This is a genomic window from Pseudomonas flexibilis, from assembly GCF_000802425.1.
Taxonomy (GTDB): domain Bacteria; phylum Pseudomonadota; class Gammaproteobacteria; order Pseudomonadales; family Pseudomonadaceae; genus Serpens; species Serpens flexibilis.
This window is the reverse complement of sequence record NZ_JRUD01000027.1, coordinates 31,133-46,284: the sequence shown is the minus strand read 5'-3', so window position 1 is coordinate 46,284 and position 15,152 is coordinate 31,133. Positions and strand designations below refer to the sequence as shown.

Annotated in this window: 14 protein-coding genes; 7 read left to right on the top strand and 7 right to left on the bottom strand. The window is 66.3% G+C overall.

Going from position 1 to position 15,152, the window contains the following annotated elements; genetic code table 11:
- Positions 1-8: 8 nt before the first annotated feature.
- The 3 genes from SF06_RS15635 to SF06_RS15625 all read right to left on the bottom strand — a co-directional run bounded on the left by SF06_RS15635 (position 9) and on the right by SF06_RS15625 (position 2,470).
- Positions 9-803, bottom strand: coding sequence for a thymidylate synthase (locus SF06_RS15635; protein ID WP_039562530.1), 795 nt, complete (start codon positions 801-803; stop codon positions 9-11).
- 79 nt (positions 804-882) lie between these two features.
- Positions 883-1,677 carry a prolipoprotein diacylglyceryl transferase gene (gene lgt, locus SF06_RS15630; protein ID WP_027589988.1) on the bottom strand — a complete coding sequence of 265 codons (795 nt, stop codon included), beginning with the start codon at positions 1,675-1,677 and terminating at the stop codon, positions 883-885.
- 10 nt (positions 1,678-1,687) lie between these two features.
- Positions 1,688-2,470, bottom strand: a complete 783-nt coding sequence (locus SF06_RS15625; RefSeq protein ID WP_039562528.1) for a sulfite exporter TauE/SafE family protein — start codon at positions 2,468-2,470, stop codon at positions 1,688-1,690.
- 122 nt (positions 2,471-2,592) lie between these two features.
- Here SF06_RS15625 and SF06_RS15620 point away from each other — a divergent pair, with 122 nt between their 5' ends.
- On the top strand, positions 2,593-3,339 hold the full coding sequence (locus tag SF06_RS15620; protein ID WP_039562527.1) for an NRDE family protein: 747 nt from the start codon (positions 2,593-2,595) through the stop codon (positions 3,337-3,339).
- Between the two features lie 655 nt (positions 3,340-3,994).
- Entirely contained in the window at positions 3,995-5,194 is a 1,200-nt protein-coding gene (locus SF06_RS15615; protein WP_039562525.1) for a GGDEF domain-containing protein, read from the top strand.
- On the opposite strand, the gene SF06_RS15610 is transcribed toward SF06_RS15615, so the two are convergent.
- Positions 5,185-6,507, bottom strand: coding sequence for an NTP/NDP exchange transporter (locus tag SF06_RS15610; RefSeq protein WP_234703337.1), 1,323 nt, complete (start codon positions 6,505-6,507; stop codon positions 5,185-5,187). The two genes, SF06_RS15615 and SF06_RS15610, sit on opposite strands and share 10 nt — an antisense overlap.
- Positions 6,479-7,390 (bottom strand): aldo/keto reductase, encoded by a 912-nt coding sequence (locus SF06_RS15605; RefSeq protein ID WP_027589983.1) that lies wholly within the window; start codon positions 7,388-7,390, stop codon positions 6,479-6,481. Before SF06_RS15605 ends, SF06_RS15610 begins: the two co-directional genes overlap by 29 nt.
- Positions 7,391-7,502: 112 nt before the next feature.
- On the opposite strand from SF06_RS15605, the gene SF06_RS15600 reads away from it, so the two are divergent.
- Together SF06_RS15600 and SF06_RS15595 are read left to right on the top strand one after the other, a co-directional pair.
- On the top strand, positions 7,503-8,099 hold the full coding sequence (locus tag SF06_RS15600) for a TetR/AcrR family transcriptional regulator (RefSeq protein WP_175610511.1): 597 nt from the start codon (positions 7,503-7,505) through the stop codon (positions 8,097-8,099).
- The gene (locus SF06_RS15595) at positions 8,096-8,965 is read left to right on the top strand and encodes an alpha/beta hydrolase family protein (RefSeq protein ID WP_039562520.1); all 870 of its coding nucleotides are present in this window, start codon (positions 8,096-8,098) and stop codon (positions 8,963-8,965) included. Before SF06_RS15600 ends, SF06_RS15595 begins: the two co-directional genes overlap by 4 nt.
- 152 nt (positions 8,966-9,117) lie before the next feature.
- Here SF06_RS15595 and SF06_RS15590 read toward each other — a convergent pair whose 3' ends face one another.
- Together SF06_RS15590 and hslO are read right to left on the bottom strand one after the other, a co-directional pair.
- Positions 9,118-10,659 (bottom strand): phosphoenolpyruvate carboxykinase, encoded by a 1,542-nt coding sequence (locus tag SF06_RS15590; protein WP_039562518.1) that lies wholly within the window; start codon positions 10,657-10,659, stop codon positions 9,118-9,120.
- A gap of 170 nt (positions 10,660-10,829) precedes the next feature.
- Entirely contained in the window at positions 10,830-11,723 is an 894-nt protein-coding gene (gene hslO / locus SF06_RS15585) for an Hsp33 family molecular chaperone HslO (protein ID WP_039562515.1), read from the bottom strand.
- A gap of 254 nt (positions 11,724-11,977) precedes the next feature.
- Between hslO and SF06_RS15580 the strand changes: the two genes are divergently transcribed.
- The 3 genes from SF06_RS15580 to SF06_RS15570 are packed head-to-tail and all read left to right on the top strand — an operon-like array spanning position 11,978 to position 15,152.
- Positions 11,978-13,336, top strand: coding sequence for a UDP-glucose dehydrogenase family protein (locus SF06_RS15580; protein ID WP_027589978.1), 1,359 nt, complete (start codon positions 11,978-11,980; stop codon positions 13,334-13,336).
- On the top strand, positions 13,333-14,397 hold the full coding sequence (locus tag SF06_RS15575; RefSeq protein WP_027589977.1) for an NAD-dependent epimerase: 1,065 nt from the start codon (positions 13,333-13,335) through the stop codon (positions 14,395-14,397). The genes SF06_RS15580 and SF06_RS15575 overlap by 4 nt, the downstream gene beginning before the upstream one ends.
- A 14-nt stretch (positions 14,398-14,411) precedes the next feature.
- Positions 14,412-15,152 (top strand): sugar transferase, encoded by a 741-nt coding sequence (locus SF06_RS15570; protein ID WP_051587374.1) that lies wholly within the window; start codon positions 14,412-14,414, stop codon positions 15,150-15,152.

Below are 15,152 nucleotides of genomic sequence, written 5' to 3'. Positions count from 1 at the left end.
GCTGCGGCTTACACCGCCACCGGCGCCTTGATATGCGGGTGGCTCTGGTAGCCGACCAGCTCGAAGTCCTCGAAGCGGAAGGCGAACAGGTCCTTCACCTCGGGGTTCAGCTTCATGGTCGGGAGCGGCAGCGGCTCGCGGCTCAGTTGCAGGTCGGTCTGTTCCAGGTGGTTGGCGTACAGGTGGCAGTCGCCGCCGCTCCAGATGAACTCGCCCGGCTCAAGGTCGCAGACCTGGGCGACCATCAGGGTGAGCAGCGCATAGCTGGCGATGTTGAAGGGCACGCCGAGGAAGATGTCCGCCGAGCGCTGATACAGCTGGCAGCTGAGCTTGCCGTCGGCGACGTAGAACTGGAACAGCGCGTGGCAGGGCGGCAGGGCCATCTGGTCGACCAGCGCCGGGTTCCAGGCCGAGACGATCAGCCGGCGCGAGTCCGGGCTCTTCCTGATCATCTCCACCAGCTTGGCGATCTGGTCGATGGACTCGCCGTTGGGTCCCGGCCAGCTGCGCCACTGGTAGCCATACACCGGCCCCAGCTCGCCGTTCTCGTCGGCCCACTCGTCCCAGATGGAGACGCCGTTTTCCTTCAGGTAGCGGATGTTGGTCTCGCCCTTCAGGAACCACAGCAGCTCGTGGATGATGGACTTGAGGTGGCACTTCTTGGTGGTGACCAACGGAAAGCCGTCGGCCAGGTCGAAGCGCATCTGGTAGCCGAACACACTGTAGGTGCCGGTGCCGGTGCGGTCGCTCTTGAAGGTGCCGTGCTCGCGCACGTGGCGCATCAGGTCGAGGTACTGTTTCATGCTGGGCCCGGTAAAAACGCGAATGGGGCGCATGGTATCCCATGTGCCCCATTCATCGCTTGAAGCGGTCGCCAATCGGTCAGGCGCCGCGGCCCTCGCGCTGGTACGCCCAGACCATCATCCCGGCACCGATCAGCACCATCGGGATGCACAGCAGCTGGCCCATGGTCAGCCAGCCGAAGGCCAGGTAGCCGAGCTGGGCGTCCGGCACGCGCACGAATTCGACGACGAAGCGGAAGATGCCGTAGCACACCGCGAACAGGCCGGACACCGACATCACCGGACGCGGCTTGCGGGTGTACAGCCAGAGGATGACGAACAGCGCCACGCCTTCCAGGGCAAACTGGTACAGCTGCGACGGATGGCGCGGCAGCTGCGCCGGGTCGGTGGGGAAGATCATCGCCCAGGGCAGGTCGGTGGCCTTGCCCCACAGTTCGGCGTTGATGAAGTTGCCGATGCGCCCGGCGCCCAGGCCGATCGGCACCAGGGGGGCGATGAAATCCATCAGGGCGAAGAAGGACTTGTCGTTGCGCCGGCCGAACAGCCACACCGCCAGCAGCACGCCGATCAGTCCGCCGTGGAATGACATGCCGCCTTCCCACACACGCAGGATCTTCGCCGGATCGGCCAGGTAGGCCGCCAGGTCGTAGAACAACACATAGCCCAGGCGACCGCCGAGGATCACCCCCAGCGCCACCCAGAACACCAGGTCGGACAGCTTGTCCTTGTTCCACTCCGGCGCGAAGCGCTGCACCCGCCGCGAGGCGAGCAGCCAGGCACCACCGATGCCGATCAGGTACATCAGCCCGTACCAGTGGATCTTCAGGGGACCGATGGCGATGGCCACCGGATCGATCTGCGGATAAGGCAGCATCCGACACTCCTCAAATCAGGAAATTGGTGCCCACACACACCAGCAGCACCGCGAACAGGCGCTTGAGCATCAGCGGGGACAGACGATGCGCCAGGGTAGCCCCGAAACGCGCGAAGAACATGCTGGTCAGCGCAATGCCGACCACCGCCGGCAGGTAAACGTAGCCGACACTCCATGCCGGCAGGTGTGGGGCATCCATCCCGACCACCATGAAGCTGATGGCGCCGGCGATGGCGATCGGCAGGCCGCAGGCGGCGGAAGTGGCCACTGCCTGCTGCATGGGCACGCTGCGCCAGTTGAGGAACGGCACGGTCAGCGAGCCGCCGCCGATACCGAAGATCGCCGAGGCCCAGCCGATCACGGTGCCGGCCACACTCAGGCCGACCTTGCCGGGCACCGCGCCGCCGGCCTTGGGTTGCAGGTTGAAGCCCATCTGGATGGCCATGCTGATGGCGAACACGCCGATGATCTTCTGCAGCACCTCGCCCTGCAGCCAGTCGGCGGTGAGGCTGCCCAGCGCGGCGCCGACCACGATGCCTGCGGTCATCCAGCCAACCAGCGGCCAGAGCACCGCGCCGCGCTTGTGGTGCGCGCGAATGGAATTGATGGAGGTGAACACGATGGTGGCCAGCGAGGTGCCCACCGCCAGGTGGGTGAGCACCTCGGGGGCGAAGCCCTGGGCGGTGAAGCTGAACACCAGCACCGGCACGATGATCAGCCCGCCGCCGACGCCGAACAACCCGGCCAGCACACCGGCACAGGCCCCCAGAACGAGATAGATTAGAAATTCCATGCCAGCCCCCGGAAACGAAGCCGGCATGGTAGAGCAAAGCGCCCGGCGGCAGCTACCGGCAGCCCTTGCCGTGACACCGACCCGGCGGCAAGCTGGGCCGGTCATCGCTCTGGGTAATGCACATGTGTCTGATCCTGTTCGCCTGGCGCCCCGGCCACGCGCTGCCGCTGGTGGTCGCCGCCAACCGTGACGAGTTCCATGCCCGTCCCAGCCTGCCGCTGGCGCACTGGGACGAGGCGCCCGGCGTGTATGCCGGGCGCGATCTGGAAGCAGGCGGCACCTGGATGGGTGTCGGCCCCGACGGCCGTTTCGCCGCGCTGACCAATATCCGCGATCCCGGACAACCGCTGGGACTGCGCTCCCGGGGCGAGTTGGTGGCGGGCTTCCTGCGCGGGGACTGCTCGCCGCAGGACTACCTGGCCGAGGTTGCACGGCGCACCGGCGAATACAGCGGCTTCAATCTGCTGGTGGGCGATACCGAGCGACTCTGTTACCTGCACGCACGCGAAGCTCAGCCTCGCGAGCTGGGCGCCGGTGTCTACGGCCTGTGCAATGCCGCCCTGGATACGCCGTGGCCAAAGCTGGTACGCGCCCGCCAGGCCCTGGCGCAGCGCCTGGACACGCCGCACCCCGGGAACCTGATGGACCTGCTGGCTGATCCCACACCGGCCGACGACGCCCACCTGCCGAACACCGGCGTCGGCCTGGACACCGAGCGCCTGCTGTCCAGCGTGTTCATCGCCAGCGCCCATTACGGCACCCGGGCCAGCAGCGTGCTGATCGTGCAAGCCGACGGCCGGCGCGAGTTCCACGAACGTCGCTTCGGCCCCAATGGCGCCCGGCTCGGCGAGGTTTCTCTGACGCTGTGAGTTATGCCCAGCTTCGTTGGATCATCCTGTGGACAAGCTGTTGACCGGCTCCCTTGAAGCACAGCTGCCGGGGGCTGGCCGGCGGCGGACGTTTTTTCACCCGCCCATGGTCGGTTTCCCACCGTTTCCGGGGAACAATCTGTGGATAAGCTGTTGAGCCGGTCAATGCGCCGCTCTGCACCGGGGCTTAGCGTAAGTCGTTGAAATTTCGACCAGTCCGCCTGCGGTTATCGGCCCACCGGAGCCCCTCGGGAGCGCATTCCGAACGGCGCCGCCCTTCTGCGGTTTTCCCCACAGGCGGGGGATAGCCCTGTGCATAAGCTGTTGGCGCGCCGCTGCGCATGCGATGGCCTGTGCGCCGTAGCCATCTGGCTTTTTTTTGGCCATCCCTGCTGCGACCAGATGCCACTCTGCCATCTTCGTTGATCCAGCTCATGATTTTCCACGTAAGTCTGTGACAGGTTAGGCAGATACGGCATCCGATCCGAAGGGTACGGTCATGCCTGGCCTTACTCCTTGCGTGCGAGCGAAACGCTGCGGTGCCGCCAGCCGGCACTGCGGGTGGGTTAAGGACCTGAAGGAACCAGTCCCCAGCCCGCTGCGGCAGGGTTTTGCTCGGATGCAGCGCCCAATCACGTGAAGGTCCAACAATAAAATGCCCAAGCCCTTCGATCTGCTCATCCGGCGTCTTGCCTCGCTGCTGCCCAACGAGCTCAAGGCCGTCGAGTTTCCGCAACTGCTGCTGCCGAACCGCCATTCGTTACTGCTCAGCCAGCGCCGAGCAACCATGATCGTCAATCGCGTGCGCCTGTTTGCCTTCCTGTTCGCGCTGCTCACGCCGTTGTGGAGCGTGATCGACCTCATCGTCTTCGATTACCCGCTGTGGTCCAGCCTGGCGGTGTCCCGCCTGCTGGCCTCGATGGCCTTCGCCAGCCTGCTGGTGTTCTATCGTCCCAATGGCAACCTGCTGGATGCCTACCGGGCCATCGCCATCCTGTTCTTCATCCCCACGGTGTTCTACGTGGTGTCACACACCCTGATCACCGGGCACCAGCTTGAACCCTTCTCGGCGGCGGTGGCCACCGGCTACGCCTTCCTGCCCTTCGTGCTGATGGCCGGCCTGGCCATCTTCCCGCTGACCCTGGCGGAGAATCTGGTTCTGGCCAGCACGCTGCTGCTCGCCCAGGGCCTGGCCGGCTTCCTGAATTGGCCGGTGCTCAACTGGCCGTCCTACGCCGGCGGCTACTGGCTGCTGGTGCTGATCGCCGGTGTCACCGCGCTGGCCTGCATGAGCCAGCTGGCCTTCATGATCGCCCTGGTGCGCCAGGCAATCCGCGATCCGCTGACCGGCATCCTGTCGCGCGGCAGCGGCACGGAAATCCTCCACCTGCTGTGGAGCAATGCCGAGCAGAACAATGGCTGCCTCGCGCTGGCCTTCTTCGACATCGATCACTTCAAGGCAATCAACGACACCTACGGCCACGAAGCCGGGGACCGGGTGCTGCAGGCGTTCACCAACAACCTGCAGACGCGCATGCGCGGCTCCGACACCCTGCTGCGCTGGGGCGGCGAGGAGTTCCTGCTGGTGATGCCCAACACCGACATGAACCAGGCGCGCCGCGCCCTGCAGCGCCTGACCGAATCCGGCCTGGGCGTGCGCCCGGACGGCACGCGGCTCACCGCCAGCATCGGCCTGTCGGAGCGCTGCGCCGATCGCGTGGCGTCCCCCACCGCATTGCTGGAACTGGCCGACCACCGCATGTACCGCGCCAAGACCGGCGGGCGCGACCAGATCTGCTCCACCCCGGACGGCCAGCCCGAGCCGGAGTCCTGCGCCCAGAGAGCCTACTGCTGAGGCGCGGCGCTGAGCGCATCGGCTCGACGTCCGAGGCGCCAGCCCAGCCAGCCCCATAGCGCCGCACACCCGGCGCCCACCAGGGCCACCGGCAGCGGCCCGTGACCCAGGGCATCCAGACCGCTCTTCAGCCAGGCGCTGGCCACGTCGCCGCCGCGGTACACCAGCGTGTCGATGACATTCTTGGCCCTGTACTTGCTCTGCGCATCCAGCGGCGCGAAGAGCATTTCGCGCCCCGGTCGGACGAAGGCATATTCGCCGATGCGTCGCACCACCATCAGCGCCGCCAGCAGCGCAAACACCGGCGCCAGCGCCAGCCCGAGAAAGCCCAGACACACCAGCAGGGGCACCACCGAGAGCAGCACGCGCACGCCCAGGCGCTTGGCGACCCGCCCGGTGATGAACAACTGGGCGATCAGCGCGCCGGCCTGCACGATCAGGTCGATCAGCGCGAACACCCGCACCTGGCTGGCGCGCTCAGGAAACAGCGCGCCCACCAGGCGGGCCTGCTCGAAATACAGGAAGGTGGTGGTGGTCGACAGCAGCACCACGAACAATGCGATGCCCGCCAGGTAACGGGAGCGCAGCAGCAGGGTCAGGCCACTGAAGGGATTGCCGGGAATCGGCCGCCGACTGCTCTCGGCGGGTGGCGCGCCGGGACGCCCGGCGCCGTCCCGCTCGCGCCAGCCCATCAGATAGTGCTTGCAGCCCAGCGCCAGCAGCAGCAACAGGGCGGCCAGCACCAGCAGCCCGGCGGTGCCCAGGCGCCCCACCAGCAGCGCGCTCAGCATGGGGCCGAGCAAGCCACCGACACTGGCACCGGCGGCGATGAAGGCGAACAGCCGCTTGGCTTGCTGCCCGTCGAAGACATCCGCCATCAGGCTCCAGGCCACGGAGATCACGAACAGGTTGTAGACCGAGATCCACACGAAGAAGGCGCGCGCCAGCCAGACGTGGTCGGGCTGCACGGCGAACAGCAGCGCGAAGCCCGCCAGATGCGTGGCGAAGAAGCCGTATACCCAATCGAGGTAGCGCACCCGTGGCACACGGGCGCTCAGCCAGGCAAACAGTGGCACGGCCACCAGCATGCTCAGGAAGGTGGCGGTGAACAGCCACTGCAGGTGCTCGACCCCGCCCTGGATGCCCATGGCCTCGCGCAGCGGCCGCAGCATGAAGTAGCCCGAGAACAGGCACAGGAACAGCGCGAAGCCGACCAGCGCCGCCGGCAGCTCGGCCCGTCGCGCGTCGATCAGCCGCGCCAGCCGCTCGACAGGCTGCCGACCGTCAGGCGAAGGCCGCGACGATCCGCTCACGCAGCCTCGCATCCGGCAGGCGCCCGCGCCCGGCAAGCAGGTTGTCGGCCATGTAGCGCGGGTTGGAGGTGGCCGGGATCACCGCAGTCACCGCCGGCTGCGCGAGGATGAACTTGAGCAGCAGTTGCGCCCAGGAGGTGGCATCCACCTCCATCGCCCAGTCCGGCAGCGGCCGGTCCCTGACCCGCGACAGCAGCTGCCCGCGCGCGAACGGCCGGTTGATCAGCACGGCGATGCCGTGGTCCGCGCACCAGGGCAGCAGGCGCTGCTCGGCCAGCCGCTCGCCCACCGAGTAGTTGATCTGCACGAAGTCGATGCCCGGCTCCTTGGCCAGCACGTCCAGCACGTCCTGTTGGGCGGCCTCGCGGTAGTGGGTGATGCCGAGGTAGCGGATGCGCCCAAGCGCCTTCTGTTCGCGCAGCAGCTTCAACTGGGTGCGCGTGTCCTGCAGATTGTGCACCTGTACCAGATCGATCTGCGGAGTCTGTAGCGCCCGGAAGCTGGACTCCAGCTGACGGCGACCGGCCTGCTCGCCGCTCGCGGAGACCTTGGTGGCGAAGAACACCTTGTCGCGCACCGCCAACTGCTCCACCAGACGCCCGCACACCCGCTCGGCATTGCCGTAGCTGGGCGCGGTATCGATCAGCCGCGCGCCGCCGTTGACCAACGTCTTCAGTACCTCCAGCAACGGCTGCAGGGCCTCGTCATCCAGCGGCACATCATGGGTACGCGAGGTGCCCAATCCAATCACGGGCAGCGGCTCGCCAGTAGAGGGAATGGCGCGCTGCTGCAGCCGCGTCTGCGCCCACAGGGGGCCGCACGGCAGTTGGGCGAGGGCGGCCAGCAGGGTGGCATTCAGGAGGAACTGGCGACGGCTCGGCATGACGGATCCTCGGCAAGCAATGCCTGTGTGACAGCAGTCCCCGACACGCATTCACCCCGGCGGATTACCGCGCGGCTTGCGACTAGACCAAACGGTCTATAGAGTTCCGTCCATGAACGCATCCATGACCTCCCGGGACCGGCTGATTGCCGCCATGGCCGACGCCCTGCAGCGCAAGGGTCTGCATGGCGTCGGCCTCAACGAACTGCTCAGCCAGGCGGCCAGCCCCAAGGGCGTGCTCTATCACCATTTCCCCGGCGGCAAGACCGAATTGGCGGTGGCGGCCATCGACCGGGTGGTGACGCGCCTCGAAGGCTCGCTGGCCGCACTGGCCGAACAACCCGAACCGCTGCAGGCGCTGGCCGACTGGCTGGGCCAGGCCGAGCGACTGCTGCGTGACAGCGGCTTCGAACGGGGCTGCCCGCTGGCCACCGTCGCGCTGGAATCCACGGCGGACGACGACATGCTGCGCGGCGCACTGGCCCAAGGCTTCGCGCGCCTGCGCCTGGCCGTGAGCGGCTTGCTGGAGCGCCTCGGCATTGCACCGCCCCGCGCCCAGGCGCTGGCCACGCTGGTGCTCTCCGCCTACGAAGGCGCCCTGCTGCAGGCGCGTGTCGCCGGCGATGGCGCGACCATGACGATCACCACCGGTCTGCTGCTGGACCTGCTGCAGCACGAACGAAACAACAAGAACCCGGAGTCCCCATGAACAGCTGCGTTGATAGCGCCCCGCGCACCGAGACCGTCACCTTCAACGCCCTGGACGGCTACCCGCTGACCGGTACCCGCTTCGCCGCCAGCGGTCCGCTGCGCGGCACGCTGCTGGTAGCCGGCGCCACCGGGGTGCCGCAGGGTTTCTACCGCCGCTTTGCCGAATACGCCAGCGGCCACGGCTACGCGGTGCTGACCTTCGACTACCGCGGCATCGGCCGCTCCCGGCCCGCCAGCCTGAAGGGCTTCGAGATGGAATACCTGGACTGGGCGCGCCAGGACCTGGCCGCCGCCGTCGAACAGGTCGACGCAACGCAGGGGCCGCTGTTCCTGGTCGGCCACTCCTTCGGCGGACATGCCTTCGGCCTGCTGCCCAGCCACACAAGATTCGCCGGCGCCTACCTGTTCGGTACCGGCGCCGGCTGGCATGGCTGGATGCCGCTCGGCGAGCGCCTCAAGGTGATGCTGATGTGGAATCTGATCTTCCCGGCACTCAGCGCCTGGAAGGGCTATTCGCCCTGGAAGATGCTGGGATTGGGCGAGGACCTGCCGATGGGCGTGTATCGCCAGTGGCGCCGCTGGTGCAAGTTCCCGCGCTACTTCTTCGACGACCCGCAGATGCGCGGCATTGAGGAACCCTTCGCCACGGTGCGCACGCCGATCGTCGCGGCCAACACGCTCGACGACCTGTGGGCGCTGCCACGTTCGCGCGATGCCTTTGTGCAGGCCTACCGCAACGCACCGCTGCAGCGCCGCGACATCGACCCGACCCCGTTCGGCCATATCGGCCACATGGGCTATTTCCGTCCCGCCGCCCAGCCACTCTGGGACGAGGCGCTGGACTGGTTCGCGCAGCAGGCTTAGCGCCCCGGCGGCCGCGGCCGCATCACCGCAGGGCGGTCGAGGCAACGCCTTGGCCGCCGAACGCGGCGTCGATGCACACCGCATCGCCGGCCGGAAACACGCCACCCACGAAAAAGCCGCCCGAAGGCGGCTCTTTCATCAGCAGGTGGCGCTTACAGCTGCGGACCGGCGTTACGGATGGCTTCGCTCACCTCGAACTTCTGGAAGTTCGTGACGAACTTGCCGGCCAGCTCGCGGGCGGCGGCATCGTAGGCAGCCTTGTCGGCCCAGGTGTTGCGCGGATTGAGCAGCTCGGTCTCAACGCCGGCGACGGCCTTCGGCACGTCCAGGTTGATGATCGGCAGGTGCTCGGTTTCCGCGCCCACCAGCGAGCCGTTCTGGATCGCAGCGATCACCGCACGGGTGGTCGGGATGCTGAAGCGCTTGCCGACGCCGTAGCCGCCACCGGTCCAGCCGGTGTTGACCAGGTAGACCTTGGAGCCGAATGCCTGGATGCGCTTGATCAGCAGCTCGGCGTAGACACCGGCCGGGCGCGGGAAGAAGGGCGCGCCGAAGCAGGTGGAGAAGGTGGACTTGATGCCGGCACCCGAACCCATTTCGGTGGAGCCGACCAGAGCGGTGTAACCGGACAGGAAGTGGTAGGCAGCCTGCTCGTTGTTGAGGATCGACACGGGCGGCAGCACGCCGGTCAGGTCGCACGTCAGGAAGATCACCGCCTTCGGCTCGCCACCCAGGTTCTTCTCGCTGCGCTTCTCCACGTATTCCAGCGGATAGGCGGCACGGCTGTTCTGGGTCAGGCTGTCGTCGGCATAGTCCGGGATGCGCTTGTCATCCAGCACGACGTTTTCCAGCACGGTACCGAACTGGATGGCCTTCCAGATCACCGGCTCGTTCTTCTCGGACAGGTCGATGCACTTGGCATAGCAACCGCCTTCGATGTTGAACACCACGCCTTCGCCCCAGCCGTGCTCGTCGTCGCCGATCAGGTAGCGGCTCGGGTCGGCGGACAGGGTGGTCTTGCCGGTGCCGGACAGGCCGAAGAACAGGGTGACGTCGCCGTCTTCGCCGATGTTGGCGGCGCAGTGCATCGGCAGCACGTCCTTCTCCGGCAGCAGGAAGTTCTGCACCGAGAACATCGCCTTCTTCATTTCGCCGGCGTAGCGCATGCCGGCGATCAGCACCTTCTTCTGGGCGAAATTGATGATCACGCAGCCATCGGAGTTGGTGCCGTCACGCTCGGGCACGCACTCGAAGTTGGCGACATTGAGCACCTGCCACTCGTCCTTGCCGGCCGGGTTGTAGGTGTGCGGGTTGATGAACAGCTGACGGCCGAACAGGTTCTGCCAGGCGGTCTGGGTGGTCATCTTCACCGGCAGGTAGTGCTCACCGGCGGAACCGACATGCACATGGGAGACGAAATGATCCTGGGCGTTGTTGAAAGCCACGACGCGGTCCCACAGGGCGTCGAACTTGTCGGCCGGGAAGGGACGGTTGATGGCGCCCCAGCCGATCTGTTCGCGGGTGCTCGGCTCTTCGACGATGAAACGGTCGGCCGGGGAACGACCGGTGCGGTGACCGGTACGGACAACCAGTGCACCGTTGGCGGCCAGTTGGCCTTCGCCGCGGCGCAGCGCTTCCTCGACCAGCTGGGCGGGGCTGATATCGGTGTAAACAGTAGTGTTACCTTGCGTCATGTGCGTCCTCGTCGGCGGCTGCCGAGCCCTCTCTGTTGCTGTGTAGTGCCCCCAGGGTTCCACTACAGAAAAAAGTGCCGGGGATTATGCCAGAAACGCAGCGCCTTAGGGAGCGCTTCAAATGAAGCCTGGCTATCGCTGCGATTGAGCAAATCTCTCGTGAATGCCCTTCAATGCCGCGTGGACGACGGCTCGTCACTGCCTCCGCCAGCGAACAGCTGGGCGATATCGGCGGCATCGAAGAGATAACGGTGATTGCAGAACTGGCAGTCGATGCTCAGCGTGCCGCCTTCCTCTTCCAGCAAGCGGCGCGCATCCTCCTCGCCCAGGCTGACCAGCGCCCGCGACGAGCGCTCGCGCGAACAGCTGCAACGGAACTGCAAGGGTAGCGCGTCGAACAGACGCACCTGCTCCTGGTGATACAGGCGATGCAGCAGGGTTTCGTTGTCCAGCTTCAGCAGCTCTTCGGCGCGCAGGGTATCGGCCAGCGTAGTGACGTGCTCCCAGGCGGCCTGACGCTCCTCCGGGTCGCGCAGCCGGTCGGCAGGCAGCGCCTGGAGCAGCAGCCCGCGTGCGCGCCGGCCGTCGGATTGCAGCCAGAACTTTGTGGGCAGCTGCTCGGAATTGACGAAATACTGGCTCAGGCATTCGGCCAGGTCGGCACCGTCCAGAGCGACGATCCCCTGGTAACGCTGGCCATCCTTGGGGTCCACGGTCAGCGCCAGCACACCCTCGGGCATCAGCTCGCGCAAGCCGGCCTGCGCGTCGATCTGCTCGGCATGGTAGCGGGCAATGCCACGTACCTCGCGCTCGCTGGAGCATTCCACCATCAGCAGCGGCACCGGACCGGACGAGCGAGCCTGCAGCACCAGCAAACCTTCGAATTTCAGATTGCCGGCCAGCAGGGCGGCCGCCGCCATCATCTCGCCCAGCAGGCGGGCTACCGGCTCGGGATAGGCGTGCTTGGCCAGCACCTGCTGGTAGCTGTCTTCAAGCGCGACCAGCTCGCCACGCACGTCGTTGTCATCGAAGAGAAACCGCTGGGAAAAGTCGAAATCGGACATCGGCAAGCCCTTGTGAGACCGCCGCACAGGCGGTGTCACGCTGCAAGGAAAACGCGAATTCTAGGTGCTTTCGCCTCCGCCTTCCAAGCTGCCCGGGACCGGCGACTTTTTTCACCATTCGTCGCCTGCAAATTTTCTGCGCTCGTCTACGCTGCCCAGCTCCGCTTGCAGGGGGTCCGTTGCCTTGACAGTTTCCCGGACCCATCACCTATACCTGTAGGCGCAACACACACCTTGCCGAAGGGGCGCTAGACATGGATGTAAGCGTTTTCGGTACCGGCTACGTAGGATTAGTCCAAGCCGCTACCATGGCCGATGTCGGCCACCGCGTGGTTTGCGTCGACATCGACGCCAACAAGATCAAGCAACTGCAGCGTGGGGTCCCCACGATCCACGAGCCAGGCCTGTCAGGCCTGCTTGAGGACAACCTCAAGGCCGGCCGCCTGTCGTTCAGCACCCAGGCCAGCGATGCCGTCACCCATGGCGAGCTGATCTTCATTGCCGTGGGCACGCCGCCCGACGAGGATGGTTCTGCCGATCTCAGCCATGTGCTGACCGTCACCCGCGAGATCGTCGCGCAGATGACCGACGACCGCACCCTGATCATAAAGTCCACCGTGCCGGTGGGTACCGCCCATCAGGTGGAACAGACCGCTCGGGACGAACTGGTCCGCCTGGGCAAGCAGCACCTGCGGGTGCGCGTGGTCTCCAATCCGGAGTTTCTCAAGGAGGGCAGCGCGGTCGCCGACTGCATGCGCCCCGACCGCATCATCATCGGCACCGAGGACGAGCAGGCCCGTGCGCAGTTGGCCGAGCTCTACGCGCCGTTCTGTCGCAACCACGACAAGCTCATGTGGATGGACAACCGCAGCGCGGAACTCACCAAATACGCCGCCAATGCCATGCTGGCCACCCGTATCAGCTTCATGAACGAGCTGGCCAACCTCGCCGAACGCCTGGGCGCCGACATCGAAGCGGTGCGCAAGGGCATCGGCTCCGACCCGCGCATCGGCTACCACTTCATCTACCCCGGCTGCGGCTTCGGTGGCTCCTGCTTCCCCAAGGACATCCGTGCCCTGCTGCACACTGCCGAACGCAGCGGCATGCCGCTGCGCCTGCTGCAGACCGTCAGCGACATCAACGACAGCCAGCGCCATATCCTGCTGGCCAAGCTGCGCCAGCACTTCCCCGAAGGCCTGGCCGGCAAGGCAATCGCCCTCTGGGGTCTGGCCTTCAAGCCCAACACCGACGACATGCGCGAAGCGCCCAGCCGCTACCTGATGGAAGCGCTGTGGCGCGAAGGCGCCACGGTGCGCGCCTATGACCCGGAAGCCATGGCCGAATGCCGACGCCTGTACGGTCATCGCAACGACCTGGTGCTCTGCCCGACCCGCGACGACACCCTGCTGGATGCCGACGCCCTGGTCATCTGCACCGAATGGAAGACGTTCCGTGTGGTGGATTTCGACTGGCTGGCCAGCCAGTTGCGCGCTCGCCTGATCGTCGACGGACGCAACCTCTACAACCCGGCCCAGGTGGCAGGTGCCGGCCTGCACTATCTGGGCATCGGCCTGCCACACATCGCCCCCGCCAGCCAAGCGAGCCCGCAATGAAGATCCTGCTGACAGGAGCCGCCGGCTTCATCGGTGCGCATTGCGCATTGCGCCTGCTGCGCGATGGTCACCGGGTGGTCGGCGTGGACAATTTCAACGACTACTACGACCCCGCCCTCAAGGAGGCTCGGGTCGAGTGGGTGCGCGAACAAGCGGGCGACTTTCCGCTGCTGCGCCTCGACCTGGCGGATGCCTCCGCCACCGCCGAGGTATTCGCGGAGGTCCAGCCCGATGCCGTCATCCACCTGGCCGCCCAGGCCGGCGTCAGGCATTCGCTCAGCCACCCGCGCGCCTACACCCGCAGCAACATCGAAGCGTTCCTGAACATTCTCGAAGGTTGCCGCGCCAACCCCGTGGAACACCTGCTGTACGCCTCGTCCAGCTCGGTATACGGCGCCAACCAGCACACGCCCTATTCGGTGCACCATCCGGTCGACCATCCGCTCTCGCTGTATGCGGCGACCAAGAAGGCCAACGAGGCGATGGCTCACGCCTACAGTCACCTGTTCGGCATTCCCTGCACCGGGCTGCGCTTCTTCACCGTGTACGGTCCCTGGGGCCGACCGGATATGTCCCCCGTCCAGTTCGCCCGCGCCATCAGCACGGGGCAGCCCCTGCAGCTGTTCAACCACGGCCAGCATCAGCGCGACTTCACCTACATCGACGACATCGTCGAGGGCCTGGTGCGCCTGCTCGACCATCCGCCGAGCCCGGACTCCGCATGGGACCGAGACCGGCCCGACCCGGCCAGCAGCATGGCGCCCTGGCGCCTGCTCAACATCGGCGGCCAATCGCCTGTGGAGCTGCTGGAGTACGTCGCAACCCTGGAAAAACACCTTGGGCAGAAGGCACAGGTACAACTCAGGCCCCTGCAACCCGGTGACGTGCTGAGTACCTGCGCGGATGCCGGCGAGCTACAGCAACTGACTGGTTTTTCGCCACGGATCGGCCTCGACGAGGGAATCGCCCGGTTCGTGGAGTGGTTTCGCGCCTACTACCACCCGGACGCATCTGCCCGATCCGGCGCCGTTTCGCCCGGGCAGATCGCCCTGACTCGTTGAGGAGACCGTTCGGCATGACTGCTTCGCATAGCAAACCGCTGCTGGGAACCCGCGAAAAGCGCCTTGATCCTGCACTGCGCAAGACGATCGGCGAAAGTCTCTATATCCAGGATCGGGGCTGGATCACGGGGCGCGCCGGTGGCCGGCCCTGGAACCTGTCGCATACCAAGCGCTGGCTGGACGCCGGCGGCGCCCTCCTGCTGCTGCTGGTGCTCTCCCCCTTACTGCTCGGCATCGCCTTGCTGATCAAGCACCACAGCCCCGGCCCGGTGTTCTTCGTGCAACAACGCACCGGCTACCGCGGTAGGCGCTTCGGCATGATCAAGTTCCGCACCATGGTGGCCAACGCCGAGGCGCTCAAGGAGTCCCTGCGCCATCTCAACAAGCACGGTGCCGATTCGGTCGACTTCAAGATCGACAACGACCCGCGGGTCACCCCGATCGGTCGCTGGCTGCGCAAGACCAGCCTCGACGAACTGCCCAACCTGGTGAACGTGGTGCTCGGCGACATGCGCTTGGTCGGACCGCGCCCCACCTCCTTCAACGCCTCGCGCTACCACCGCCACCACCTCGGGCGGCTCAGCACCTATCCGGGCATGACCGGGCTCTGGCAGATCTCCGGGCGCAGCGACGTCGATTTCGACGACCGCGTGAACCTGGACATGCAATACATCCACCAGCAGGGGCCGCTGCAGGATCTGCAGATCCTACTCAAGACCCCCGCCAAGGTGCTTTCCGGCCATGGCGCCGGCTAG